The sequence below is a fragment of the Gordonia prachuapensis genome, assembly GCF_036350515.1.
GTDB lineage: Bacteria > Actinomycetota > Actinomycetes > Mycobacteriales > Mycobacteriaceae > Gordonia > Gordonia prachuapensis.
Genome location: NZ_JAZDUE010000004.1, coordinates 259,355 through 284,691, shown reverse-complemented (window position 1 = coordinate 284,691; position 25,337 = coordinate 259,355). Strand labels below are relative to the sequence as shown.

Genomic DNA, 25,337 nt, shown 5'->3' with positions numbered 1-25,337 from the left:
GTCAGCCGAAAGCCTGACGAAAGCCGAGGTGGCGGCGCTGTCGACTAACCTGCGGCGGACGTGGTCGCTGCCCGCGGCGTCGGCACCGCGTGTGGAATCTCGACAATCCGGCCACCGTGGGTCAGCACGAACAGGCTGTGCGGGGCAAAGCGTGTTCCCTCTTTGCCGACGACGAGCCCGGCGGGCAGCAGTTCACCGGCCATGAGGACACAGGCCGAGCGTCCGTCGGCCGAGATCCGCCAGACCTGACCCGCGCCCCACGCGGCCACATACAGATTGCCCGCGCCGTCGCGTTTGACGTCATCGAGATGAGCCAGGGTGAGGTGCGCCGGGGGACGCCAGTACACGTGACCCCGCCCGGTCGTGGTGTCGATGGCGATGACCTTCGCGTCGGCCGTGAACGTCTCGGTCACGTACAAGGTCGTGCCGTCCCTGCTGACTGTTCCGCCGTTGGTCCCACTGCCCTGGTAGAAGCCCTTGATGACGTGTCCGTTCGGCAGGATCTTGTCCAGCGACGCCGCGAGGTCGTTCGAGGCGTAGATGCTGCCGTCCGGACCCCGGGTCAATCCGTTGCCCTGCGAGACGAATTGCCGCGCGTAGCCCTGGAAACTGCCGTTGTCGGGATGCATGCTCATCAGCTGCCCACTGGGAATGAACTGGCTGAACGGCGTGAGGGTGGTGATCCCGTTCCCCACCACCATCCGGCCGTCGCGGTTGTTCACCACGCCCAGCGGAAACAGCACGAACGGATTGATGACATGGGTGCGGCCCGGCTTGTCCATCCGATGCATGTTGGAACCGAGCCAGTTAGAGACGACCATGCGCCCCTTGTCGTCGAAGTCACCACCTTCGAAAGTGGCGATGTCCTGGGTCAGCACCTTCGGCGGCCCAGCCTGCGCACACGGTGGCATCGATGTGGCCCGATGCGTCTGCGCGTCGACGGGCGACGCATGGCCCGGCGCGGCCACGACGGTCGCGGCGAAGGCGGCAACGCATCCCGCGGCGATCGACGTCATCACCCGACGTTGTGCCCGCCTGCCTCGCCTCGCGCCGGCACGGCCATCCCCCACAACGGTCATTACAGACATTTCTCCCCCTGATGCAGCCTGATTCGAGTCGTTCAGAACGCCGCGTCGACGCGACGTCCCATGATTTGATTCCCGACATCAGGCCCACGTCAGAACCGGGTCGAACACGCAGACGACATCACGGTGAACGATGCGCTGCCGCAATGTGTCCGGCGGCACAGCCACGGCCCGCTGAGACGGCCACCATCGCCGCCGTCGCGCGCGCTCGCCGCCTGGGTCAGCCCTCGAGCACGAACGGGGAGGTGGCGACCTCGGTGCCGTCCGAGAGCGTCCCGATCTCGAAGTCGCCGAACACGGTCGGCGCCACGTTCATCAGCTGACGCAGGCATTCCACCGCGAGCTGCCGGATCTCCACGTCGGCGTGCTCGGTTGCCCGCATGCCCACGAAATGCCGCCAGGCCCGGTAGTTGCCGGTGACGACGATCTTGGTCTCGGTGGCGTTCGGCAGCACCGACCGCGCGGCCTGCCGGGCCTGCTTGCGGCGCAGAATCGCATTCGGGACGTCCGCGAACTTGGCTTCGAGGGCATCGAGCAGCTCGGAGTACGCCTTGCGACTGGCATCGGTCGCCTCGGTGAACAGCGTCTCGAGTTCGGCATCCCCGCGGATGGCAGGCGGTGCGACGACATTCGCGTCATGCTCGGGGACGAACCGCTGGGACAGTTGCGAGTACGAGAAGTGCCGGTGACGGATCAGCTCATGAGTGCAGGAGCGGGAGATCCCGGTGATGTAGAAGGTGACCGACGCATGCTCGAGCAGCGAGGTGTGACCCACCTCGAGGATGTGGCGCAGATACCCCGCATTGGTGGCGGTTCGCGGGTTCGGTTTGTCCCAACTCTGGTAGCAGGCGCGGCCGGAGAACTCGACCAGCGCCTCACCGCCGTCGGCGTCGGTGGTCCAGTCGACGTCGGGCGGCGGCGTGAACTCGGTCGAGGCCACCATCTGGACCTTCAGCGGTACCAGCTCGGACACGTCTTCTCCTCACCACGTCTGCACGGCGCACCCTCGGGTCGGCGGGTCGGACCGTCGATTGTCCCTCAGTATCGGACGTCGGGCAGCTCAACCCGCGACGGGGTCGACGAGGGGTCCACGAACTCGTCGCCGAAGCCTGCTGGTCCGCGATGGCGGTCGCGGCGGTCACCCGATCCGTCTCCGCCTACGTGGCCGCCACTGCTCCCCGGTTCGACGGTCGGTGAACGTTCGGCAACTCAGTGGCAAATCCGCAGTACGCGACCCGAGGCGAGCATGTACTGTGCTCGCGTCGCCGCCTTCGGTGTCGCATGATGTTCGGCGACACTGCAGCCACAGGTCTCGGCCCGCCCGGGCCGGTCTCACCACGATGCGGGGGGTTCGTCATCTCAGCTCATTCGACCGGCACGTCGTCGTCCGGCACAGGTACCTCCCGGCGGACGTTCCTCGCGGGTGCCGCCGTGGCCGGCGCCGCGCTCCCGTTCGCCGCAGCCGGCCGGGCATCGGCGGCGCCCACCCCGGTCTTCGCCCACGGCGTCGCCTCCGGCGATCCCCTGCCCGACGGTGTGATCCTGTGGACCCGCGTCACACCCACGCCTGCCGCGCGTCCAGGCTCCGGTCTCGGGCCCGCGTCGGACGTCACCTGGGAGGTGGCGACCGACACCTCGTTCGCGACGGTGACCGCATCGGGTTCCGTCACCGCATCGACGGAGTCGGATCACACGGTGAAGGTCGACGTCACCGGATTGTCGGCGAACACGCGTTACGCCTACCGGTTCCGCGTGACCTCCGGCCCGGCGGCGGGTTCCGTGTCGCCGGTCGGGCACACCCGTACCGCTCCGGCACCGGGTGCCGACGTCAGCCGGGTGCGGTTCGGCGTCGTGTCCTGCTCCAATTGGGAGGCGGGATACTTCGGCGCATACCGGCACCTCGGCACCCACCGGGACCTGGCCGCGATCGTGCATCTCGGCGACTACTTCTACGAGTACGAGACCGGCGGGTACAGCGGTTCGGGCGGCGTGATCCGGCAGACCCAGCCGGCCAACGAGACGATCACCCTGCGGGATTATCGAATTCGGCACGCGCAGTACAAGACCGACCCCGATCTGGCCGAACTGCATCGCACCGTCCCGTGGATCTGCACCTGGGACGACCACGAGTCCGCGAACAACTCGTGGTCGGGTGGGGCCGAGAATCATGACGCGACCGAAGGGTCGTGGGCCGCCCGCAAGGCCGCCTCCGAACGGGCCTACTACGAGTGGATGCCGGTACGTCCCGCCGCGTCCGGCAACGGCCGGCATCTGTACCGGCGCCTGCGATTCGGCAGCCTGCTGGAACTGTCGATGCTGGATCTGCGCACCTACCGCGACCAGGAGGTCTCCTCGACGTCGAGGCGAGTCGACGACCCCGGGCGAACCATCACCGGAGCCACGCAAATGCGTTGGCTCACAGACGGTCTGGCATCCTCGACGACTCGTTGGCGAATCGTCGGCAACTCGGTGATGATCTCGCCGGTCCTGATTCCGCCGCTCGATGCGCGCAACACCGCCGCGCTCACCGAGGTGCTCGACCTGCCCCGGGAAGGCATCCCGTACAACGCCGACCAATGGGACGGCTACACCGCCGACCGCAACCGCCTACTCGGCGCCATCCGCGACGGCGGCGTCGACAACGTCGTGTTCATCACCGGCGACATCCACTCCTCCTGGGCCTGCGATGTCCCCGTCGACGCGGCCCGCTACCCGGCTGCCGGCACCGTCGCCACCGAACTCGTCGTGCCGTCGGTGACATCATCCAACGTCGACGACATCCTCGGTGTGCCCGAACACACTGTGGGCAATGCGGTTCCGGCGGCCATCATGACCGCGAACCGGCATGTGCGCTGGAATGACTTCGACGCGCACGGCTACGCCGTGCTGACCGTCACGCCGACCGCGGCGCAGATGGACTGGTACTTCGTTCGGGACAAGACCGATCCCCGGACCGGCCGCTACCACGCGCGGTCGTTCCGGGTCGCATCCGGGAGTCAGCAGGTGCAGCCGGTCGGCGGGACCGCGGACTGACCGTCGCTTGCCGGCGGCTTCCGGCAGTGAGTCGGCGGGCCGCTCACCCGTCGACGATGGCCGACAACTTCGCGTACGTGTCCTCCCAGCCTTCGACGGCGATCGAGGTGATCCCGAGATCGAGGACCGGACGGTCGTTGCCGCCCTCGTCGAGACGGTCACCGAAGAACAGGATGTCGTCGACGCCGAGGCCGAGGATGTCCATGAGTTTGCGGGCACCATAGGCCTTGTCGATGCCCTTCTTGGTGACATCGACCGATGTTGACCCCCCGCTGCGGACCTCGAGGTCGGGCAGACGGTCGGCCGCGTAGGCGCGCAACGACTCCTTCTTCGCCCCGTCGGGATCCCAAGCGGCCTTGGCATCCACGGGCGCCGTCTGCCCCAACGCGCTGAAGGTGATCTGACTGCCGCGGTCCTCCAGGATCGGTCCCCACGTCTCCGATTCCCACAGGCCGAGGTCCTTGGCCCCGGTCTCGAGAACGTCGAGGGTGCGCTTCTTCTCGTCGTCGGTGAGGTACTCGGCGTACACGGTCTCCCACTCGGTTCCCGACCAGCGCACATATTGCGTTCCGCAGGTGGGCATCAGGTGGAGGTTCCCGGCCCCGCGGAACTCGCCCAGTCGACCGATGACCTGCTTCTCGAACTGGGTGAAGCGCCCGCCGGAGATCACGCATCCCAAGGTGTCGTCGAGCATGCGCGCGAGAACGGCGGCCATGGGATCGGGCAGCGGGCTCTTCGACGGGGCGAGGGTGTCGTCGAGATCGAACATCACCAACGCGTAGTCCCTGCCCTGGTACGAAACCGTCATCGTCCGCCTCCCCGATCGCCCGCCGCTGCGCGACGCCAATTGTGTCGACCTGCAGCATGTCATCACGCGCCCGCACACGTACAGCGTGGTTGACCGACATCACGTCGCGGCCCGACCGTGAATCGGCCTCCGGGGACATGTCATTTTCAAGACCTAGGGTGGAATGGTCCGTTCACCACGTGGGAAGGCGTTCGATGTCGCACACCAGCACCCAGATCCAGCTCGCACAACGTCCGCACGGCTGGCCCACCCACGACGATTTCCGCACGGTCACCGTCGAGTACGGAGATCTCGACGCCGGCCAGGTCCGTGTCGTCAACGAGTTCGTGTCCGTCGACCCGTACATGCGCGGCCGCATGATCGACACCCGCAGCTACATCCCACCGTTCGGATTGGACGAGACGATGACCGGCGGTGCTGTCGGACGCGTCGTCGAGTCCACGGTCGAGCACCTGCCCGTGGGTACGTTGGTCAGCCATCAGTTCGGTTGGCGAGACGTGGTCCAGGAGGACGCGAGCGGCTTCCGCGCCCTCCCTGAGCCTCCCGGCGGTGCGTCGTCCTCGGTGTTCCTCGGTGTGCTCGGTATGACCGGTCTCACGGCGTACGTGGGTCTTCTGGACATCGCGCGAATGCAGCCCGGGGACACGGTGTTCGTCTCGGGCGCCGCCGGTGCGGTCGGGACCGCAGTCGGCCAAATCGCGCGCCTGAAGGGCGCCGGGCGCGTCATCGGTTCGGCCGGGTCCGCGGAGAAGGTGACGGTGTTGACCGAACGCTACGGCTACGACGCCGCCTTCGACTACAAGAACGCGCCGGTGCGCAAACAACTCCGAGAGGCGGCACCGGACGGTATCGACGTCTACTTCGACAATGTGGGTGGCGATCACCTCGAAGCCGCGCTGGACTCCTTCAACGACGGCGGCCGCGCTGCCCTGTGTGGTGCGATCGCCCAGTACAACGCGACGAGTCGAACTCCTGGTCCGTCGAACATTGCCAACATCATCACCCGGGGCCTCACGCTCACCGGTTTCACGATCGGCAACCATCTCGACCGGGCCGAGGCCTTCAACGCCGATATGGGTACCTGGTTCGCGAACGGCGAGGTGGTGTACGACGAAACCGTGGTCGACGGCATCGAGAACGCGGTGGACGCATTTCTGGGCCTCATGCGCGGCGAGAACACCGGCAAGATGGTCGTGCGGATCGGCTGACTCTCACCTGGTTGCGAGCTCGGCGCGCAGCGGCGCGGACAGGTCGCCCCGCCGCGACACCTCGACCCGGTCGAGGCCGAGCCAGCACGCCATCTCGTCGAGGTCGACCGCCAGGCGTTGCGCGACAACGTCTTCGGGTCGACCTGGCTCCAGGAAGGCGGCGAGGACCAGCAGCGCCCCCGCCTTCCGGTCGGCCTTGAGGTCGACGCGCGCGACGATGTCGTCGCCGAGCAGGTAGGGCAGCACGTAGTAGCCGTGTACCCGTTTGTGCTCGGGTACGTAGATCTCGATGCGGTAGTGGAAATCGAAGAGCCGCTCGGCACGAGGCCGGTAGAACACCAACGGGTCGAACGGGGACAGGATGGCGCTGCGTTCGACGCGCCGCGGGATGACCGCGTCGATGTGGAGGTAGGCGGGGTCGCGCCAGCCGTCCACCGCGACCGGTGTCAGTTCACCGGAGTCGACGAGGTCGGCGATCGCCGGGCGCATGTCGGCGGTCTTGGTGCGGTAGTAGTCGGCGATATCGGCGAGAGTCGCCACACCCAGTGATCTCGCTGCCCGCCGTGCCAGTTCGCGATGCGCTTCTGTCTTGTCGAGGTCGTGCAGGTGCTCGGAGTCCACCACGCGCTCGGCGAGATCGTAGTGGCGCACGAAGTTCTCGTTGCGCACCGCGGACAGGTCACCGGCGGCGAACATCGCCTCGCACACATGCTTGACCTCACCACGATGCCACCAGCCTCCGGGAATGCCCTGTGCGCGTTCGATGCCGAGATGATCCTCGATCTGACGCGGGGTGCTCGCACCGTACTCCACGATGATCGCGCGCACGTCGCGGGCGAGTTCCCCGTTTCGGGCCATGACATCACGTGTGTACCGATATCGGCCGTTTCGGAATTCATCTCTGCGCCAGCCGAACAGAGGCCAGTCCTGCACCGGGATCAGAGCCGCCTCATGTGCCCAGTACTCGACCAGCAGCCGCGCGCCGGGTCGTCGCGGGCGCCAGGCAGCGCGATCGACGATGTTGCGGTCGTACGCACCGAGGCGACTGAACATCGGCATGTAGTGGGCTCGGACCGCGATGTTCACCGAGTCCATCTGGATCAGGCGGGTGCGGCCGACCACCCGTCGTAGGTGTGCCGCGGTGGCCTCACCGGCAGGTCGTCGATCGGTGAATCCCTGTGCGGCCACGGCGATCCGCCGCGCCTGCCGGCCGGAGAGCGCGCGTGTCATCTGCGCACGAGCGCGTGTCGGACGTAGTCGACGAAGCGATACCGGACTCCGGTCGACGACGTCAGCCACTCCCCCGATTCGTCGGTGTCCCAGACGTACGGGTCGATCTCGGGCGCGAAGGTGTCGGCGCCCTCGACCAGCACGTCGATCTCGGTGACCCGCAGGTGGGTGGCGTGGCCCATCGCGGTCTCGTAGATCTGCCCGCCGCCGATGATCGTCGCCGGGCCGTCGATCAGTTCGAGTCCGGCGTCGAGCGAGTCGACGACGTCGGCGCCCTCGAGCTGCATGGTCGTCGAGCGTGTGACGACGACGTTGCGCCGGCCCGGCAGCGGCCGGAACCGGTCGGGCAACGATTCCCAGGTCTTGCGCCCCATCACCACCGGATCGGTTCCGGTCAGGTCCCGGAATCGGCGCATGTCCTCGGGGACATGCCACGGGATGGTGTTGCCGCGTCCGATGGCACCGACGCGGTCCTGCGCCCACAGCAACGTGACGGTGGTGACCATCAGACGGCCACCGGCGCCTTGATGCCCGGATGGGATTCGTACCCGACGACCGCGATGTCGTCGTACTCGTAGTCGAAGATCGACTCCCGCCGACGGAGTTGCAGGGTGGGGTATGCGAAGGGCTCGCGGGAGAGCTGCAGCCTGACCTGCTCGACGTGGTTGTCGTAGATGTGGCAGTCACCGCCGGTCCAGACGAACTCGCCGACCTCGAGGTCGGCCTGCTGGGCCATCATGTGCGTCAGCAGTGCGTACGACGCGATGTTGAACGGGACCCCGAGAAACAGATCCGCGCTGCGCTGATAGAGCTGGCAGGACAGTTTCCCGTCGGCGACATAGAACTGGAAGAACGCATGACAGGGCGGCAGCGCCATCTGCGGGATCTCCCCGACGTTCCACGCCGACACGATGTTGCGTCGCGAGTCGGGATTGGTCTTGAGCAGTTCCAAGGCCGCCGAGATCTGGTCGACGTGCTCACCGGAGGGCGTGGGCCAGCTGCGCCACTGCACCCCGTAGACCGGCCCGAGGTCCCCGTCGGCGTCGGCCCACTCGTCCCAGATCGACACTCCTCGTTCCTGCAGCCACCGCACATTGGAATCGCCGCGCAGGAACCACAAGAGCTCGTAGACGATCGACTTCAGGTGCACCTTCTTGGTGGTGACCAGCGGAAACCCGACGGCGAGGTCGTAGCGGAGTTGATGACCGAACAGGCTGCGGGTTCCCGTTCCGGTCCGGTCGGACTTCGGTGTACCCGACTCGAGGACCAGCCGCAGCAGATCCTCGTAGGGTGTCGGGATCGCCCCGGTCGCGGTGGTCTCGCTGATCGCCGTGCTCACGCCTGCAAGTGTAGGTAATGGGGAGGACGCATCGTCCCGCAGACACGACACATCGTGTTGCCTCGGCCCCGATGTGTCGCAAGGCACCGGCTGAGGATCGTTGTGAGATGCCCGCGCAATGCGTGCCACGTGGGCGTGCAGTGCATACCGTGGTGTCTTCGGTGCCCAACGCACGTGTACCGAGCCACCCACGCCCGATCAGCCCACAAGGCCCGATCATTCACAGGCCCGATCACCCAGAAGGCCGGACACCGCAGGTACTGGAGACCCCCGTGAACCACGCCACACACGCATCCTCGCTGATCTCGCACATCACCCGCACGTCGTGCCGGGCCCGCGCCGCGGCGCAGGACACCCGCGTACCCGCCGCCGAGATCGAGGATCTGACGTCCTCCATCTCCGAGATGGTGCAGTTCGCCCGCGTCGCCGGCCTGCCCGACGAATCCATCACCGCAGCACTTCGCGGCCATCGCGCCTCGGCGCTGTACGCACTCGACCTGCGCGCATATCGCGTCGCCACTGTCGAGGACAGCCACGGATCCCGTCATTACGAGGTGCGATCGGATGCCGATGAGCGGGTTGTCGGGTTCTACGACGCCGACCTCGCCCGCGACGCCGCCCGTGTCCTCAACACCGGGCTGTGCCGGGAGTCACTACTCCCGGCAGGCGATCCGTTGCGCTGACCTGACGCACCCGCCGCCCGCGCAGGGGCGACACCGGCCGGGCTACGAGCCCGGCACCGTTGTCCGAAAAGTCTCGTAGGTCGATTCGATGGCCTGCACGCATTCTTTCATCGCCGCTCGATCGGTCGGCTCCGCACCCTGATGCCACTGATCCATCGCCAGCTGCATCAACGCGCCGTACGTCGACATCACCACCCGCACCCGCAGGTCGGTCTCCTCGAGCTCCATCCGCTCGGCGACCTTCCGGCGGATCGACTGGGTCTTCCACTCGCCCATCTCGACGCTACGTGCCCGTACCGCGGGCGAGCTCGCAACGATCCTGTTCATAACCATGAACTGGTCGAACAGCGGTGAGGGTGACTCCTCGTCGAGAGCCTCGGTGAACACCTGCACGTGCGCGTCGCACAGCGCCTGCAGTTCGTTGCCGGTGCGTGGTTGCGAATCCAGTGCCGCGACGACCGCGGTGACCATCTCCTCGATCGGACCGAGGACCACCTCTTCCTTGGTCGCGAAATATCGGTTGAACGTCCGTGGCGAGATGTCGACGGCGTCGGCGATCTGCTCCACTGTCGTGGCGTCGAATCCCTGACGGTCGCACAGTTCCAGTGCAGCGGTGATCAACGCGGACCTGGTCTGCAGCTTCTTGCGTTCGCGCAGTCCCAGCTTCTCGGTCGGACAGTCCATGATTCGGGATGGTATCCGGCCGACGTCACCGGACGGTAACCAAACAGGCATTTCAGGTCAATTGTCTCCTACACGCTTTTGTCTGTTGACGACTTCTGTCTGACTCTGCCATTATTGCTCTTGTTCGCGGCGACCGCCAGTCCCCCGATGTTGCGATCCTGGCTCGCCGGACCATCCTCACGAGCTCAGGAATTCGCCATGACGGAAACCCCAGTCCTCCAACCATTCCCACCAGACCATGTCGACGACGGCTCCCGTGTCGTAGTGGATCGTTCCCCCCGGCGGTGGTGGGCGCTCGGCATCATCGCCCTGGCCCAGTTGATGGTGGTGCTCGACGCCACCATCGTCACGATCGCCCTACCGTTTGCCCAGGTCGATCTGGAGATCTCCGACGCGAATCGGCAGTGGGCGATGACCGCCTACACGCTGATCTTCGGCGGATTGCTGCTCCTCGGCGGCCGCTTGGCCGACTATCTCGGCCGCCGACGCATGTTCCTGATCGGGTTGGTCGGGTTCGCCGCATCCTCGGCGCTCGCCGGCCTGGCGTGGGACAGCCTCTCGTTCTTCGGCGGGCGTGCACTGCAGGGCGCATTCGCGGCGGTGCTCGCGCCGGCCGCGCTGTCGCTCATCACGGTCACGTTCATCGAACAGAAGGAACGGGCGAGGGCATTCGCCGTGTACGCCGGGGTCTCCGGCGGCGGGGCGGCGATCGGCCTGATCGCCGGCGGTGCACTCACCGAGTACTTCTCGTGGCGGTGGACGCTGCTGGTCAACACTCCGATCGCGGTGATCGCGGCAGTAGGCGCGCTGCTGCTGGTCACCCACGACCGTCCGACCGAGCGCCGGCACGGCTATGACATCCCGGGCGCGATCACGGCGACGATCGGCCTGATCAGCCTGGTGTACGGGTTCACCCGTGCGGCGGAGGTGGGCTGGTCGTCGGTGTCGACGATCGCACTGTTCGTCCTGTCCGCCGCGCTCCTCACCGCATTCGTCTACATCGAGGCGCGATCGGCGAACCCGCTACTGCCACTGCGCATCCCGGGTGAGATCAACCGCGGCGGCGCGTTCCTGTTGTCGCTGATCATCCCGATCCCGATGTTCGCCGTGTTCATGTTCTTGAGCTACTACCTACAGAACACCCTGGGTTACTCACCGTTGGATGCCGGCATTGCGTTCCTGCCCTTCCCCGCAGCGATCGTCGTCGCCGCCGGGATCGCGAGTTCCCTGCTGCCCCGGATCGGCCCGCGCATACCGACCATCGCCGGCGCCCTGCTCGGTATCGTCGGCTTGCTCTACCTCGCCCAACTCGACTCGAACAGCACGTGGTTGGGCACTGTGCTGCCCAGTCAGGTGCTGATCGCCGGCGGTATGGGTCTGATCTTCGTGTCGATGCAGTCGGTCGCTTTGCACCGCATCGAGGAGCGCGACGCGGGAGTGGCCAGCGCCCTGCTCAACACGGGGCAGCAGATCGGCGGTTCGGTGGGGCTGGCGCTGCTGAGCACGATTGTCGCTCAGGTGCTCGCCCGCCACCCCGGCAGCGCGATGACCGTCGACCCGGCGAGCGGACAACCCGTTCCGGTCGACGCGGCGGCTTTCAAGGAAGCCAGCATCTACAGCTACGACGTCGCGTTCTATTGGGGCGCAGGGTTCTTCGTGCTTGCGCTGCTGGTAACCCTCGCCACGATCCGACTGCGAGCCTCCGACATGGGCGACGAGACCCAGAACGCCGTGCACGTGGCCGCCTGACGGCGCAAGGACAGCCCCAGCGAGATCGGCCCCCGCGAGTCAATGGGAACTCGCGGGGGCCGATCAACGCTCGCGGTGCGTCGGTCGTGCCGACCGGACTACGACTCGGCCGGGTTGGCGGTCGCCTCGGTGGCGTCCGACGGCGTCACGGTGCCATCGGCCGACACTTCGATGTCCGAGGTCGTCGTCGCGTGGGCGGCCACCACATGCATACCGGCGCGTCGTGCCAGCAACAGGTAGGCGAGGAAGCCTGCGATACAGCCGACGAACCAGCTGTACTGGTTGAGCCAGTCCACCGCGGACACGAACTCGGGCAACACGACGGAGCTGATCGAGCACGCGCCACCGATGATCACCGCCTGGACGGCAATCGGGTTGAAGCCCTTGCGGTACCAGTAGGTTCCGCCCTCCTCCATCGAGAACAGCTCGTCGACCACCACGTGCTGCTTGCGGATGAGGTAGTAGTCGGCGATGAGGATGCCGAACAGCGGACCGATCAGTGCGCCGAGAATGCCCAGCGTCCAGAGGATCGCCTCGTCGTTGTCGTACCAGTTCCACGGCATCAGGATGATCGAACCGGCGGCGGCGATCATGCCGCCCATGCGCCAGCTGATCTTCTGCGGGTTCACGTTCGAGAAGTCGAAGGCGGGTGCGACGAAGTTGGCCACGATGTTGATGCCGATGGTGGCCAGCACGAAGGCGAATCCGCCCAGCAGCACGGCCGTGTAGGTGTCGATGGCCTCGACCGTGTCGATCGGGTTGGTCATCAACTCGCCGAAGACCGGCAGGGTCGCCGACGCGGTGAGCACCACCAGCAGGGAGAAGACGACGAAGTTGATCGGCAGGCCGATGAGGTTGCCCAGCTTGAGTTGCTGGAAGGACTTCGCGTACCGGGAGAAGTCGCCGAAGTTGAGCATCGGCCCGGCGAAGTAGGAGACCACCAGGGCGATCGCGCCGGCCATGGCGGCGAGCTGCTGACCGAACGACAGTTGCTCATCGGTGAGCGTCAGATCCAGGCTGATGTTCCAGTCTGCGCGCGCCATCATGTAGATGCACAGGATGAACATGAGGGTGTAGATCAACGGCCCGCTGACGTCACACAGCCAGCGCACCATCTCCATGCCCTTCCAGAAGACGATCGCCTGCAGTACCCACAGGGTGAAGAAGCTGACGTAGCCGATGTAGGAGAGTCCGAGGAAGCTGTATTCGTCGGTGGCGTAGTCGGCGAGGCCGGGCCAGAGTTTGAGGATCACGATGGTCAGCGATCCGGCGGCGAGGAAGGTCTGCACGCCGTACCAGGCGATGGCGATGCTGCCCCGGATGATGGCTGCGATGTTCGCGCCGAGCACCCCGAATGCGACGCGGGCCACCACCGGGTAGGCGACACCATGGACCTGGCTGGGCTTGGCCACCAGATTGCACATCACCTGCACGATGCAGATGCCGACGATCAGGCAGACGAAGACCTGCCAGCTGGTCAACCCCAGCGCGAACAAGGCGCCGGCGGTCACGTACCCGCCGACGCTGTGCACGTCGGCCATCCAGAAGGCGAAGATGTTGTACCAGTTCCACTTCTGCTCGACGAGGGGCGCGAGATCCTCGTTGGTCAGTCTCGGGTGGTACGACTCTTTGATGATTGACGTTCCCGCCGGCCCGGTGTGGACACCGGGAGTCAGCTGGGATGAATCGGTTGACATGAACGTCTCCTCGACAGTCGGGTCTGGCAGTAGACCCGACTGACGTTAAGAAGACCGTGTTTCGCCGCTACCGGTCGCGCGTTTCCGGTTCGTTAACGCGTGCGAACAATTGCCTATATTACGAAATATATTCAGGCAACGACGCACTCGGCTCATGCGTCCATCAGCTGAGCCGCGACGGTCGCGCCCAGTTCCCAGCACGCTTCGCGCTCCTCTTTGCTGGGTTTGCCCGACACCACGACCGTTTCCGCGGCCTTGGTCCACCCCAGGCCGGTGGTGATCGACTCGATCCCCTTCTCGGCACCCTCGGTGCCCTGGTTGCCATGCAGGTACAGACCGAACGGACGCCCCCGGGTGGAGTCGAGGATCTGGTAGTAGCAGGTGTCGAAGGCGTGCTTGAGCGCTCCGCTCATGTATCCGAGGTTTGCCGGGGTGCCCAGGACATAGCCGTCGGCCTCGAGCATGTCCGTCGGCGTGACGGCAAGCGCGGCTCGCCGCACCACGTCCACACCGTCGATCTCCGGGTCACTCGCCCCGCTGACAACCGCTTCGAACATCTCCTGGCAGTGCGGTGACGGGGTCTGATGGATGATCAGCAAGGTGCTCATGCGTCGTCCCCTTTGTATTGTGCGACGGCACGTTTCATCATCTGACGTGCACGAGTGCGGTCGCCGGCGTAGTCGTACGCGCGCGCGATCCGGTAGGTGTTGTGCCAGTCGGTCGGGTCCGCCTCCCACTCCTGTTTCACCTGGGCGAACAAGTCGTCCGCGGCATCGCGTTCGATGCGGCCCGACGCGCGGCGGGGCAGGTCGGAGACGTCGAGTTCCCGGCCTTCGTCGGCCATGATCCGCGCGAGCTTCTGGTGCTCGATGCCCGCCCGCAGGGTCGCGAAGATGAGCCACGCCCCGATGAGGGGCAGGATCATCACCCCGATCCCGACGCCGATACCGGCGACCGTGCCGGAGGTGATCAGGTCGATTCCACGTTGCCCGAGAATCACGAAGTAGACGACGAGCGCGACAACCAGGAACCCGATCATCCAGACGATCGGTCGGGCGTCGCGGCGGGTCGGGTCAGCAGCCATGTCGTGTCGGAACTCGGATCAGAGGTCCATCAACTGTTCCAGGCCGACGGTCAGCCCGGGTCGCTCACCGATCTCCCGGACGCCGAGCAGCACACCCGGCGCGAACGAGGTGCGGTCCAGCGAATCATGCCGGATGGTGAGGGTTTCGCCCTCGGTTCCGAGGATGACCTCCTGGTGCGCGACGAGGCCGGCGAGCCGCACCGCATGTACGTGGACGCCGTCGACGACGCCGCCGCGGGCACCGTCGAGCTCGTCGGTGGTCGCATCGGGCACCGGTCCGAGACCAGCTTCTGTGCGCGCTTCACCGATCAGCTTCGCCGTGCGGTACGCGGTGCCCGACGGCGCGTCGGCCTTGTGCGGGTGATGGAGCTCGATGACCTCTACGGACTCGTAGAACCTCGCGGCCTGCGCGGCGAACCGCATCGACAGCACCGCGCCGATGGCGAAGTTCGGCGCGATGAGCACGCCGACCGCGGGGTTGTCCGACAGCCAGGTCCGGACCTGATCGAGCCGTTCCTCGGTGAACCCCGTGGTGCCCACGACCGCATGAATCCCGTTGCCGATCAGGAACTCGAGGTTGTCCATGACCGCGCTCGGGTGCGTGAAATCCACCACGACAGCCGTGTCGGAGTCGACGAACGCCTGCAGCGATTCGCCTTTGTCCACCCCGACGGTGAACGTGAGGTCGTCGGCGGCCTCGATGGCTGCGACAATCGCCTGCCCCACCTTGCCCGCACTGCCGAGTACGCCCACCCGGATTCCGCTGCCCATGTCATCCCTCTCATCGCCGGAGTTTGACGAGCCTGTGTTCGACAAGCGCGTATACCGACATGCCAGTGTAGGTGTCTCGCGCGGCTCAGAAGATCGGCGCACCACCCCGACGATGCTCGAACACCAGCGAGGTGGTGGTCCCCGCGACTTCCCGCCGCGAGTTGAGCATCTCGACGAACTGCCGAAGCGCCTCGGTGTCGGCGGTGGCCACGTGCAGGAGGTAGTCGTCGGTGCCGGCCAGGAAGAACACGTCGATGACCTCGTCGTGCGTCTCGATCTCCCCGACGAAGTGCCGGATCTCGCCGCGGGCGTCGGACTGGAGGCTGACCGCCACCATGGCACGCAGCGGCCGGCCCACCGCCGCCGGATCCACGTCGGCGAAGAAGCCACGGATCACGCCGAGTTCGGTCAGGCGCCGCACCCGGCCGTGGCTCGTCGATGCCGCGATCCCCGCTCGCGCCGCGAGTTCACTGTTCGGCATCCGTGCGTCGGTCTGCAGCAGGCGCAGCAACGCCCGGTCGGTGTCGTCGAGTCGTGGGTCGGCGGGCCGAACGATCTTCGTGTCGATGGCCATGACATCCCTTCGTTCCGAATGATCTTCATCTGATACTACGTTCAAAGAATTATCCACACAGATGTTGTGCTGATTTCGGTGTTCCTTCACGCTTGAGTGCACACCGCCCCGCGCCCCGAATCGTCAGGAGACCCGCATGCGCGTCGGAATCCCCACCGAGATCAAGAACAACGAGTACCGCGTCGCCATCACCCCGGCCGGCGTTGCCGAACTGCACAATCGCGGTCACGAGGTCGTGATCCAGTCGGGCGCCGGTGAGGGCTCGTCGATCCACGACGTCGACTTCAAGGAGGCCGGCGCGCAGATCTTGTCCACCCGCGAGCAGGTCTGGGAGCAGGCCGACCTGCTGCTCAAGGTCAAGGAGCCGATCGAGGCCGAGTACCCGCTGCTGCGGGAGGGCCAGACCCTGTTCACCTATCTGCACCTCGCTGCGAGCCGCTCTTGCACCGAGGCGCTGCTCGGGTCGAAGACGACCTCCATCGCCTACGAGACCGTGCGCAACGCCGACGGCTCGTTGCCGCTGCTCGCGCCGATGAGTGAGGTCGCAGGTCGCCTCGCACCGCAGGTCGGCGCCTATCACCTGATGCGCTCCGAGGGCGGGCGCGGCGTGCTCATGGGCGGTGTGCCCGGCACGGAGCCGGCCGATGTCGTCGTGATCGGCGGCGGGGTCAGCGGGGTCAACGCCGCGACCATCGCCGTGGGCATGGGCGCCCAGGTCACCGTGTTCGACGTCGACATCGCCAAGCTTCGGGCCATCGACGCCCGGTTCGCCGGGCGCGTCCACACCCGCTACAGCACGGCGCTCGCACTCGCCGACGCGGTGCGCGACGCCGACATGGTGATCGGCGCGGTGCTGGTGCCCGGGGCCAAGGCTCCCGTCCTGGTGTCTAACGATCTTGTTGCGCAGATGAAGCCGGGTGCGGTTTTGGTCGACATCGCGATCGACCAGGGCGGCTGCTTCGAGGACTCACGCCCCACCACCCACGACGACCCCACCTTCACCGTGCACGACGCCGTGTTCTACTGCGTGGCCAACATGCCCGGCACCGTGGCGCGCACGTCGACTCTCGCACTGACCGGCGCGACCCTCCCCCATGTGCTTCGGCTGGCCGACAAGGGCTGGGAGAAGGCGTGTTCCGACGACCCGGCTCTGGCGGCCGGCCTGAGCACGCATGATGGCAAGCTGTTCACCCCGGAAGTCGGCGAGGCACTCGGTATCCCGGTCGAGGCTGCGCCGTTCTGATCGGTGGCACCAAGCCGCTACCCACCGCCGCTGGTCGAGTAGCCACAAGCCGCCACCCCACTCGCTGGCCGAGTAGACACGAGCCGCCCCTCCCGTTGGTCGAGTAGTCACGAGCCGCCACCCCCCGCTGGTCGAGTAGACACGAGCCGCTAGGCGAGTGACATATCGAGACCCCCTCACACACAACACAAGTGGCCTCGATACGCACGCTCGCCTAGCAGCTCGCGCACTACTCGACCAACGGAAAAGAGGCGGCTCACCCGGAACTCACCCCCCACCCGCTGGTCGAGTAGACACGAGCCGCTAGGCGAGTGACATATCGAGACCCCCTCACACACAACACAACTGGTCTCGATACGCACGCTCCTCGACCAATAAAAGGGCAGCCCGCACCCTACACACCCACTCCACCGCTGGTCGAGTAGACACGAGCCGCTAGGCGAGTGACGTATCGAGACCCCGTCGCACACAACAAAAGTGGTCTCGATACGCACGCTCGCCTAGCGGCTCGCGTGCTACTCGACCAACGGGAGAAGGCCACTCGCGGGCTACTCGACCAACGGGAGAAGGCCCCTCGCGCGCTACTCGACCAACGGGAGGAGGCGGCTCGCGGGCTACTCGACCACCGTGTCCGGCTCGCTGGCCGGCAGGAACTGGCTCATGTTCGACATCGTCCGCTGCACCCCGGCGATCTCCCGAACCGCCTGCGCCACCAGGCTGCGGTCCAGCGGCGAGAGTCGCTTCATGTCCAGGACATCGCCGACGGGCTCTCCCCGATCGAACTGCGCGACCTGATAGTTCAGGCGTACGCGCTGGAGCACGTCGAACACCTCGACCAGATCGGCGGCCCGGGCCTCACTCAGCATCGGACTGCCCGCCGCGGCACGCAGGCGCGACCTGGTGTCGAGCGCGTGGGAGCCGACGACGAGCGCCGCCCATCGCGCGATGTTCACCACCGGCGTCAGGCCGTGCGCCTTGATCTCGAAGGTGTCGGCGCGTCGGGTGAGTACATCGCGCATCGACCGCAGTCGCGCCTTGTACGACAGCGCCTCCGCCAGCAGCAAACCCATCGTCGACGAGTGGTGTCGGAGCTCGCCGAACACCTCCCCGCCGGCACTGCGACTCGGATCGCCCCAGATCGGCCGGGCGTCGAGGAGCAGCGACGTGAAGATCAACCCCTTGTTCTCCAGCGGATCCGCCAGCCACCCCTGCGCGGCGGTACGCCACTGGGTGTGGGTCCTGGCGAACAGTGGTTTGGCGGCGATCGCGCCGTTCTCGTCGATCGGCAGTCCGGCACCCGAGAGCACGTCGTTGACCTCGCCGAGAGCTTTGCGATAGTCGGCGATCTGCCCCTCGGTGAGATCGTCGTCGAGCGTGACGGCGGAATCGATGTCGGAGGTGAGAACCGGCTCCCGCCGGGCGTTGCTGCCGAGCGACAACCACGTCACTGCCGCGCGGTCGAGGTCGGGATGAGCGTCGAACACCAGATCCAGTGCGCGCCTGACCACGGCGTCGTGAATCAGAGAGGCCACCGCGGTGATCTCATGCACCGGCTGTTCTCGGCGGAGCATGTCGGCGACGAGATAAGGGACCCGGCGCGCACTCGACTGCAGGTCATCAACGCTACCCGCGCGGGACACCTGCGCCCGCAACGACATTCCCGGACCCGACGGCGCGGCGATGAAGTCGACCGCGGCCACCACCCCGATCACCGCGCCGTCCCCGTCCACCACCGGCATCGCCGTGAGATCGTGGTCGAGCAGTTCGGTGAGCGCGTCGATCGCTGCGGTGTCGCGGTGCACCACGGGCACCGGAACCCTGACCAGTTCGTCGACGGTCATGTCGGGCCCGCGCCCGGCGGCCACCACGCCGGACCGGATGTCGGCGTCGGTGAGCACTCCGTATCCCCTGTCGGACAACGGGATCACCATGTGTTCCTGACCGCGGTCGGTCATCTGGGCCGCGGCCTCGCGCACCGTCATCGTCGCCGTCCCCATCAACGGTCGGGTGACGAGGAGATCGCCGACGATGCCGCGGCCGACCCCCGCCCGGTCACGACGGCGGGCGACGGTGAGCTTCTCGGACCGACCAGCGGGTTCACGGTCGGAATCAGTCACGGCACTCCTTCGGCAACGGGCGGGAACGCCATCCGGACCGGCCGGCCCCTGACAAGCATGGCCCGCCACCCGATTCGGGGTGGCGGGCCATGTGGGCGTTCAACGATCAGGCGTCAGCGGTGGCTGCCTCGGCCGTGGCGTCGGCCGGGGCATCACCTGCGGCCTCCTCGTCGACGGGCACGAGGCTGATCTTGCCGCGGTCGTCGATGTCGGCGATTTCGACGCGCAGCTTGCTGCCGACGTTCACCACATCCTCGACCTTGTTGATGCGCTTGCCCTTACCGAGCTTCGAGATGTGCACCAGCCCATCACGTCCCGGCAGCAGCGACACGAACGCACCGAACGCGGTGGTCTTCACGACCGTGCCCAGGAACCGCTCGCCGACCTTGGGCAGCTGCGGGTTGGCGATCGCGTTGATGCGGTCGATCGCCGCCTGCGCCGACGGGCCGTCGGTGGCGCCGACGAACACCGTGCCGTCGTCCTCGATGGAGATGTTGGCGCCGGTCTCCTCGGTGATCCCGTTGATGGTCTTGCCCTTGGGGCCGATGACCTCGCCGATCTTGTCCACGGGCACCTTGATCGAGGTGACACGCGGCGCGTACGGGCTCATCTCGTCCGGCTCGTCGATGGCCTCGGCCATGACATCGAGGATCGTCAGCCGGGCGTCCTTGGCCTGGCTGAGCGCACCCGCGAGCACCTGCGACGGGATACCGTCCAGCTTGGTGTCGAGCTGCAGTGCGGTCACGAACTCCTTGGTGCCGGCGACCTTGAAGTCCATGTCACCGAACGCGTCCTCGGCACCGAGGATGTCGGTGAGCGCCACGTAGCGGGTCTCCCCGTCGACGGTGTCGGAGACGAGGCCCATGGCGATACCGGCGACCGGGGCCTTGAGCGGAACCCCGGCGTTGAGCAGTGCCATGGTCGACGCACAGACCGAACCCATCGAGGTGGAACCGTTGGAGCCCAACGCCTCCGACACCTGACGGATCGCGTACGGGAACTCCTCGACGCTCGGGATCACCGGCACGAGGGCGCGCTCGGCGAGCGCGCCGTGGCCGATCTCGCGGCGCTTGGGCGAGCCGACGCGACCGGTCTCACCGGTCGAATACGGCGGGAAGTTGTAGTGGTGCATGTACCGCTTGCTCGTCTCGGGTCCGAGCGAGTCGATCTGCTGGGCCATCTTGACCATGTCGAGGGTGGTGACACCCATGATCTGGGTCTCGCCGCGCTCGAACAGCGAGCTGCCGTGCGCCCGCGGGATGACGGCGACCTCGGCGGACAGCGACCGGATGTCGGTGATGCCGCGACCGTCGATGCGGAAGTGGTCGGTCAGGATGCGCTGGCGCACCAGCTTCTTGGTCAGCGACCGGTAGGCGGCGCCGATCTCCTTCTCGCGACCTTCGAACTGCTCGCCGAGGGACTCGAGGACGTCGGCCTTGAGCTCGTCGGTCTTGTCGTCGCGCTCCTGCTTGCCCGCGATCGTCAGGATCTGCGAGAGCCGATCGGTGGCGGCGCCGGCGACGGCGTCATAGGCGTCCTGTGCGTACGGCGGGAAGAGCGGGAACTCGCCGGTCTCCTTTGCAGCGGCCGCGGCGAGCGACTTCTGTGCCTCGCAGAGGCGAGCGATGAACGGCTTGGCGGCTTCGAGGCCCTCGGCGACGATCGCCTCGGTGGGTGCCTGCGCACCGCCGGCGATGATGTCGATGACGTTCTCGGTGGCCTCGGCCTCGACCATCATGATCGCGACATCGGCGTTGTCACCCTCGCCGGAAACAACCCGTCCGGCGACGACCATGTCGAAGACCGCACCTTCGAGCTGCTCGACAGTCGGGAAGGCCACCCACTGGCCGGCCTTGTTCTCCTCGGTGGGGATGAGCGCGACACGCACACCACCGACCGGGCCGGAGAACGGCAGCCCGGCGAGCTGGGTGGACGCCGACGCCGCGTTGATCGCGACGACGTCGTAGAGGTCCTTGGGGTCGAGTGACATGATCGTCACGACGACCTGGATCTCGTTGCGCAGACCGTCGACGAAGGACGGACGCAGCGGGCGGTCGATGAGGCGGCAGGTCAGGATGGCGTCGGTGGACGGACGTCCCTCGCGACGGAAGAACGAGCCGGGGATGCGGCCCGCGGCGTACATGCGCTCCTCGACGTCGACGGTCAGCGGGAAGAAGTCGAAGTGCTCCTTCGGCTGCTTGGACGCCGCGGTCGTCGAGAGCAGCATGGTCTCGTCGTCGAGGTAGGCGGTGACGGAACCGGCGGCCTGCAGGGCGAGGCGCCCGGTCTCGAAACGAATGGTGCGGGTGCCGAAGCTGCCGTTGTCGATGACGGCGGTGGCTTCGGTGATCGCGTCGTCGTAGTCGGCGTCGGTGTCGACGCCGGGGTTGGTCACATCGGTCATGTGGTTGGAAAGGTCCCTTCGTGTCGGCCGCCGCGTCTCGGCGGCCGGATTGTCGATTCGGATCGACTCGTGTCGGAGCGCACCACAATGCGCGGCGACCGCGCGAACGCGGAGCCGACCCAGAACGGAGCCATGAGAGAAATGCCGGTTGTGCGGGCGCACCGTCGGGTGCGCGCCGGGTTCGTGCGCAGACGGCCTTCGATCGAAGCGGCCGGAACCTGAATCCGTTGCCGGGTTCCGGCGGCCACTACCGAGGACCGATCTGCTCGTTTGTCACGTCCAGCAGGACTTTCACGGCAACGAACACCAGCCAGCCTATCATTGCGGACCGACCAGCAAGAACGACACGGCCGCCCCCGCAAGGAGCGGGGACGGCCGTGGGTGAGATTCGACGGATCAGCGACGCAGACCGAGGCGCTCGATCAGCGAGCGGTAGCGGTTGATGTCGACCTTCGCGACGTACTTGAGCAGACGGCGACGACGGCCGACCAGCAGCAGCAGTCCACGACGGCTGTGGTGATCGTGCTTGTGCGTCTTGAGGTGCTCGGTCAGATCGGTGATGCGCTTGGTCAGCAGCGCGACCTGCGCCTCGGGCGAACCGGTGTCGGTCTCGTGCAGCCCGTACTCGGCGAGGATGTCCTTCTTCTCGACGGCAGTCAGTGCCATGGAGTCACTCCTGTTTCTCAGTCCCGCGTTCGTCGTGTGCCGTCGACGTCCACCCGGACGCCGGAACGGATGGTGTGCCACCGCGGACCGCAGCAACACCAGCGGTCGAATTTACCAGCGGAAACAGGTGCCGGCCAAATCGGTGGTGGTCATCCGGTCGCGGCCAGCAGGCGTCGGGTCTCCTCGACGTCGCCGGCGATGGCGGTGATCAGGTCGGCCACATCGGGGTAGTTCACCATTCCCCGGATCCGTCCGACGAAGTCGATCGCGACGTGCTGGCCGTAGAGGTCGGCGCTCGTGTCGAGGACGAACGCCTCGACAGTGCGGGTGCGCCCGGAGAACGTGGGATTGGTTCCGACCGACACGGCGGCCTGATACCGCTCCCCCGGCTCCACCTGGCCGACGACCGGGCCGGCACCGAGAACCGAGAACCACGCGGCGTACACGCCGTCCGCGGGAATCGCGGCGTACATGGGTGGGGCGACGTTGGCCGTCGGATAGCCCAGTTCCCGCCCGCGTCCGTCACCACGCACCACCACACCCTCGACGCGGTGCGGCCGACCGAGCGCCTCGGCCGCGGCCTCGACGTCACCGGCGGCGACGCACGATCGGATGTAGGTGGAGGAGAAAGTGACCGCGTGCTCACCGAACAGCGAGACGGCCTGGACCTCGAAGCCGAACTTGCGGCCGAGGTCGGCGAGCTTGGCGACATCGCCCGCCGCCTTCTTGCCGAAGGTGAAGTTGTCGCCGACGACGACGTCGGCGGCGTGCAGCGACTCGACCAGGATGTCGTGGGCGAAATCCTTGGGAGAACGGGAGGCGAGTTCTGGCGTGAACGGCATCACGCAGAACACGTCGATGCCGAGTTGCTCGGCCAGTTCGGCCCGGCGGGTCAGGGTTGTCAGCTGCGGCGGATGGGTGCCGGGACGGACCACCTCGGCCGGGTGCGGGTCGAACGTCATCAGGACCGCGGGCACGCCGCGCTCCTTGGCGGCCGTGGTCGCGGCATGGATCAGCTGGGCATGCCCGCGATGCGCGCCGTCGAACACACCGATCGTGACCACGCATCTGCCCCAGTCCGCGGGGATGTCGTCGAGACCTCGCCAACGCAACACGCGCACCAGCCTACGGCTCGCCCCCGCAACAGACCACATCCGGCCGCCGGTGTTGAACAGCGTGTTTCAGACGCTTCGACCGTCGTTGAACAGACATCCAACTACCGAACACGCGGCGACTCATGTCGCTCTGCGATCGGGCACGTCCTAAGCTCGAAGAATGCCCCAGTCGCGTACGGCCCGATCCGGTGGGCCCGAAGCCGGAGGAAACGGCGACGCGTCGTCCTCGTCCGCGGACCGTCCGGTGACCGAACTGTCCAGCGTGACGCAGGACTACCTGAAGGTGATCTGGACCCTGCAGGAATGGGCAGACGTCAAGGTCACCACCAAGATGCTGGCCGAGCGGCTGGGAGTCTCGGCCTCGACCGCATCCGAGGCCATCCGCAAGCTCGCCGATCAAGGACTGGTGGCACACGAGCGCTACGGGTCGGTCACCCTCACCGACGAGGGCCAGGCCGCCGCGGTGCTCATGGTGCGCCGCCACCGACTGCTCGAGACCTTCCTGGTGCGGGAACTCGGGTACGGCTGGGATGAGGTGCACGACGAGGCCGAGGTGCTCGAACACGCGGTGTCGGATCGGCTGATGTCGCGCCTCGACGCGAAACTCGGCTTCCCGAGCCGGGATCCGCACGGCGATCCGATCCCCGCCCTCGACGGTTCGGTCCCGAGCCCCGACGCGAAACTCCTCTCGGATCTCGACGTGGACGAATCCGGGACAGTGGCAAGGATTTCCGACGACGACCCGGAGATGCTGCGCTATTTCGACGAGGTCGGTGTGGCCCTCGACCGCGTCGTCACGGTCGTCGAGAAGCGACCGTTTGCCGGCACGATCTCGATCTCCGTGGACGGCAGCGGCCAGATCGACCTCGGCGACATAGCCGCCCGTGCGATCTTCCTCGTTCCGGCTCCCTGACGTACCAAGCCCCCCAACGGATCGGGCGGCTCAGCGCAGCGTCGCCGGCCTGACCACCATCACCGAGCTCGCGCGCCTGCCCTTCTCCTGCACCAGCGCGATCGCCTGACCATCCGGGTCGATGACCACGTAGGTCTCCTTGCGGCCCACCGGCGTCAACCATCGTCCCTGGCTGATCGACTCGGCCTCGTCGGCGTCGATGTCGCGATGCGGGAACGACAGCTTCGCCGCCTCGTCGATGGTCAGCGACAGTTGCGGTCGCTCGCGCAACGCGTCCAGGGTGCGTGCGTGCTCGAGAGTGAACGGGCCGACCGCGGTGCGGCGCAGCATCGTCAGGTGCCCGCCGACGCCGAGAGCGACACCCAGGTCGCGGGCGAGGGAACGGATGTAGGTGCCGGCCGAACAGTCCACCTCGACGTCCACATCGACGAAGCCGTCGTCGGTTCGCCGGATCTCGACGACGTCGAAACGACTCACCGTCACCGGCCGCGCCTGGAGGTCGAACTCCGCGCCGGTGCGCGCCAGGGCGTGCGCCCGCCTGCCGTCGACCTTGATCGCACTGACCCGCGCGGGAACCTGTTCGATGTCCCCGGTCAATGCGGGGATCTCCGCCTCGATCCGGGCATCGTCGAGATGCCGGGCGTCGGTACGCGACACGATCTCGCCCTCGCGGTCGTCGGTATCGGTGGCCGCACCGAGGCGAATCGTCGCGCTGTACGACTTGGTGGTCAGCGACAGCAACCCGAGCAATTTTGTCGCCCGTTCGATCCCGACCACGAGCACCCCGGTTGCCATCGGGTCCAGGGTCCCGGCATGCCCGACTCGCCTGGTGTCGAACATCTTTCGGCATCTGGACACGACGTCGTGGCTGGTCATCCCGGCGTCTTTGTCGACGATGACCAATCCGGCGTTCTCGATCGAGGCGTCGGCCACC

23 protein-coding genes are annotated in these 25,337 nt (G+C 66.8%); 6 read left to right on the top strand and 17 right to left on the bottom strand.

Annotated features, from left to right (window positions below; all coding sequences use genetic code 11):
• Positions 1-44 precede the first annotated feature (44 nt).
• Together V1Y59_RS06975 and thyX are read right to left on the bottom strand one after the other, a co-directional pair.
• The gene (locus V1Y59_RS06975; RefSeq protein ID WP_330504087.1) at positions 45-1,016 is read right to left on the bottom strand and encodes an SMP-30/gluconolactonase/LRE family protein; all 972 of its coding nucleotides are present in this window, start codon (positions 1,014-1,016) and stop codon (positions 45-47) included.
• Positions 1,017-1,305: 289 nt separating this feature from the next.
• The gene (gene thyX / locus V1Y59_RS06970) at positions 1,306-2,058 is read right to left on the bottom strand and encodes an FAD-dependent thymidylate synthase (protein WP_330432225.1); all 753 of its coding nucleotides are present in this window, start codon (positions 2,056-2,058) and stop codon (positions 1,306-1,308) included.
• Between the two features lie 311 nt (positions 2,059-2,369).
• Between thyX and V1Y59_RS06965 the strand changes: the two genes are divergently transcribed.
• A complete protein-coding gene (locus V1Y59_RS06965) occupies positions 2,370-4,118 on the top strand; it encodes an alkaline phosphatase D family protein (RefSeq protein ID WP_431309121.1) in 1,749 nt (582 codons plus the stop codon).
• 43 nt (positions 4,119-4,161) lie between these two features.
• Here the strand turns inward: V1Y59_RS06965 and V1Y59_RS06960 are convergent, their stop codons facing one another.
• On the bottom strand, positions 4,162-4,926 hold the full coding sequence (locus V1Y59_RS06960) for an HAD-IIB family hydrolase (protein WP_330432227.1): 765 nt from the start codon (positions 4,924-4,926) through the stop codon (positions 4,162-4,164).
• Between the two features lie 194 nt (positions 4,927-5,120).
• Here V1Y59_RS06960 and V1Y59_RS06955 point away from each other — a divergent pair, with 194 nt between their 5' ends.
• Positions 5,121-6,134: an NADP-dependent oxidoreductase gene (locus V1Y59_RS06955; protein ID WP_330504085.1), complete on the top strand. Its 1,014-nt coding sequence runs from the start codon at positions 5,121-5,123 to the stop codon at positions 6,132-6,134.
• Positions 6,135-6,137: 3 nt separating this feature from the next.
• Here the strand turns inward: V1Y59_RS06955 and V1Y59_RS06950 are convergent, their stop codons facing one another.
• From V1Y59_RS06950 to V1Y59_RS06940, 3 genes are read right to left on the bottom strand one after another with little or no spacing between them, the layout of a single operon-like run.
• Complete coding sequence (locus V1Y59_RS06950) at positions 6,138-7,364, bottom strand: winged helix-turn-helix domain-containing protein (protein WP_330504084.1); 1,227 nt, start codon at positions 7,362-7,364, stop codon at positions 6,138-6,140.
• The gene (locus tag V1Y59_RS06945; protein ID WP_330504083.1) at positions 7,361-7,870 is read right to left on the bottom strand and encodes a dihydrofolate reductase; all 510 of its coding nucleotides are present in this window, start codon (positions 7,868-7,870) and stop codon (positions 7,361-7,363) included. The genes V1Y59_RS06950 and V1Y59_RS06945 overlap by 4 nt, the downstream gene beginning before the upstream one ends.
• Positions 7,870-8,703 (bottom strand): thymidylate synthase, encoded by an 834-nt coding sequence (locus V1Y59_RS06940; protein ID WP_330504082.1) that lies wholly within the window; start codon positions 8,701-8,703, stop codon positions 7,870-7,872. The genes V1Y59_RS06945 and V1Y59_RS06940 overlap by 1 nt, the downstream gene beginning before the upstream one ends.
• Positions 8,704-8,975: 272 nt before the next feature.
• Here V1Y59_RS06940 and V1Y59_RS06935 point away from each other — a divergent pair, with 272 nt between their 5' ends.
• Positions 8,976-9,386: a hypothetical protein gene (locus tag V1Y59_RS06935; RefSeq protein ID WP_330504081.1), complete on the top strand. Its 411-nt coding sequence runs from the start codon at positions 8,976-8,978 to the stop codon at positions 9,384-9,386.
• Positions 9,387-9,428: 42 nt separating this feature from the next.
• On the opposite strand, the gene V1Y59_RS06930 is transcribed toward V1Y59_RS06935, so the two are convergent.
• On the bottom strand, positions 9,429-10,070 hold the full coding sequence (locus tag V1Y59_RS06930; protein WP_330504080.1) for a TetR family transcriptional regulator: 642 nt from the start codon (positions 10,068-10,070) through the stop codon (positions 9,429-9,431).
• 264 nt (positions 10,071-10,334) lie between these two features.
• On the opposite strand from V1Y59_RS06930, the gene V1Y59_RS06925 reads away from it, so the two are divergent.
• A complete protein-coding gene (locus V1Y59_RS06925; RefSeq protein WP_330504079.1) occupies positions 10,335-11,819 on the top strand; it encodes an MFS transporter in 1,485 nt (494 codons plus the stop codon).
• A 98-nt stretch (positions 11,820-11,917) separates the two neighbouring features.
• On the opposite strand, the gene V1Y59_RS06920 is transcribed toward V1Y59_RS06925, so the two are convergent.
• From V1Y59_RS06920 to V1Y59_RS06900, 5 genes are all read right to left on the bottom strand, one after another.
• A complete protein-coding gene (locus tag V1Y59_RS06920) occupies positions 11,918-13,516 on the bottom strand; it encodes an NCS1 family nucleobase:cation symporter-1 (protein WP_330504078.1) in 1,599 nt (532 codons plus the stop codon).
• Between the two features lie 152 nt (positions 13,517-13,668).
• Entirely contained in the window at positions 13,669-14,124 is a 456-nt protein-coding gene (locus tag V1Y59_RS06915) for a flavodoxin family protein (protein WP_330504077.1), read from the bottom strand.
• Positions 14,121-14,600, bottom strand: coding sequence for a hypothetical protein (locus V1Y59_RS06910; protein WP_330504076.1), 480 nt, complete (start codon positions 14,598-14,600; stop codon positions 14,121-14,123). Before V1Y59_RS06910 ends, V1Y59_RS06915 begins: the two co-directional genes overlap by 4 nt.
• Positions 14,601-14,618: 18 nt before the next feature.
• Positions 14,619-15,371 carry a 4-hydroxy-tetrahydrodipicolinate reductase gene (dapB, locus tag V1Y59_RS06905; protein ID WP_330504075.1) on the bottom strand — a complete coding sequence of 251 codons (753 nt, stop codon included), beginning with the start codon at positions 15,369-15,371 and terminating at the stop codon, positions 14,619-14,621.
• An 85-nt stretch (positions 15,372-15,456) separates the two neighbouring features.
• On the bottom strand, positions 15,457-15,945 hold the full coding sequence (locus V1Y59_RS06900; RefSeq protein WP_330432237.1) for an Lrp/AsnC family transcriptional regulator: 489 nt from the start codon (positions 15,943-15,945) through the stop codon (positions 15,457-15,459).
• A 136-nt stretch (positions 15,946-16,081) separates the two neighbouring features.
• Here V1Y59_RS06900 and ald point away from each other — a divergent pair, with 136 nt between their 5' ends.
• Positions 16,082-17,188 carry an alanine dehydrogenase gene (gene ald, locus V1Y59_RS06895; RefSeq protein ID WP_330504074.1) on the top strand — a complete coding sequence of 369 codons (1,107 nt, stop codon included), beginning with the start codon at positions 16,082-16,084 and terminating at the stop codon, positions 17,186-17,188.
• A gap of 614 nt (positions 17,189-17,802) precedes the next feature.
• Here ald and V1Y59_RS06890 read toward each other — a convergent pair.
• From V1Y59_RS06890 to V1Y59_RS06875, 4 genes are all read right to left on the bottom strand, one after another.
• A complete protein-coding gene (locus V1Y59_RS06890; RefSeq protein WP_330504073.1) occupies positions 17,803-19,305 on the bottom strand; it encodes a putative nucleotidyltransferase substrate binding domain-containing protein in 1,503 nt (500 codons plus the stop codon).
• Positions 19,306-19,411: 106 nt separating this feature from the next.
• Positions 19,412-21,709, bottom strand: a complete 2,298-nt coding sequence (locus V1Y59_RS06885; protein WP_330504072.1) for a polyribonucleotide nucleotidyltransferase — start codon at positions 21,707-21,709, stop codon at positions 19,412-19,414.
• 396 nt (positions 21,710-22,105) lie between these two features.
• Positions 22,106-22,375 carry a 30S ribosomal protein S15 gene (rpsO, locus tag V1Y59_RS06880; protein ID WP_330504071.1) on the bottom strand — a complete coding sequence of 90 codons (270 nt, stop codon included), beginning with the start codon at positions 22,373-22,375 and terminating at the stop codon, positions 22,106-22,108.
• Positions 22,376-22,524: 149 nt separating this feature from the next.
• Positions 22,525-23,490, bottom strand: a complete 966-nt coding sequence (locus V1Y59_RS06875; RefSeq protein WP_330432242.1) for a bifunctional riboflavin kinase/FAD synthetase — start codon at positions 23,488-23,490, stop codon at positions 22,525-22,527.
• A gap of 160 nt (positions 23,491-23,650) precedes the next feature.
• Between V1Y59_RS06875 and V1Y59_RS06870 the strand changes: the two genes are divergently transcribed.
• Positions 23,651-24,403: a metal-dependent transcriptional regulator gene (locus V1Y59_RS06870; protein WP_431309118.1), complete on the top strand. Its 753-nt coding sequence runs from the start codon at positions 23,651-23,653 to the stop codon at positions 24,401-24,403.
• 30 nt (positions 24,404-24,433) lie between these two features.
• Here V1Y59_RS06870 and truB read toward each other — a convergent pair whose 3' ends face one another.
• Positions 24,434-25,336, bottom strand: coding sequence for a tRNA pseudouridine(55) synthase TruB (gene truB / locus V1Y59_RS06865; protein ID WP_330504070.1), 903 nt, complete (start codon positions 25,334-25,336; stop codon positions 24,434-24,436).
• Position 25,337 lies beyond the last annotated feature (1 nt).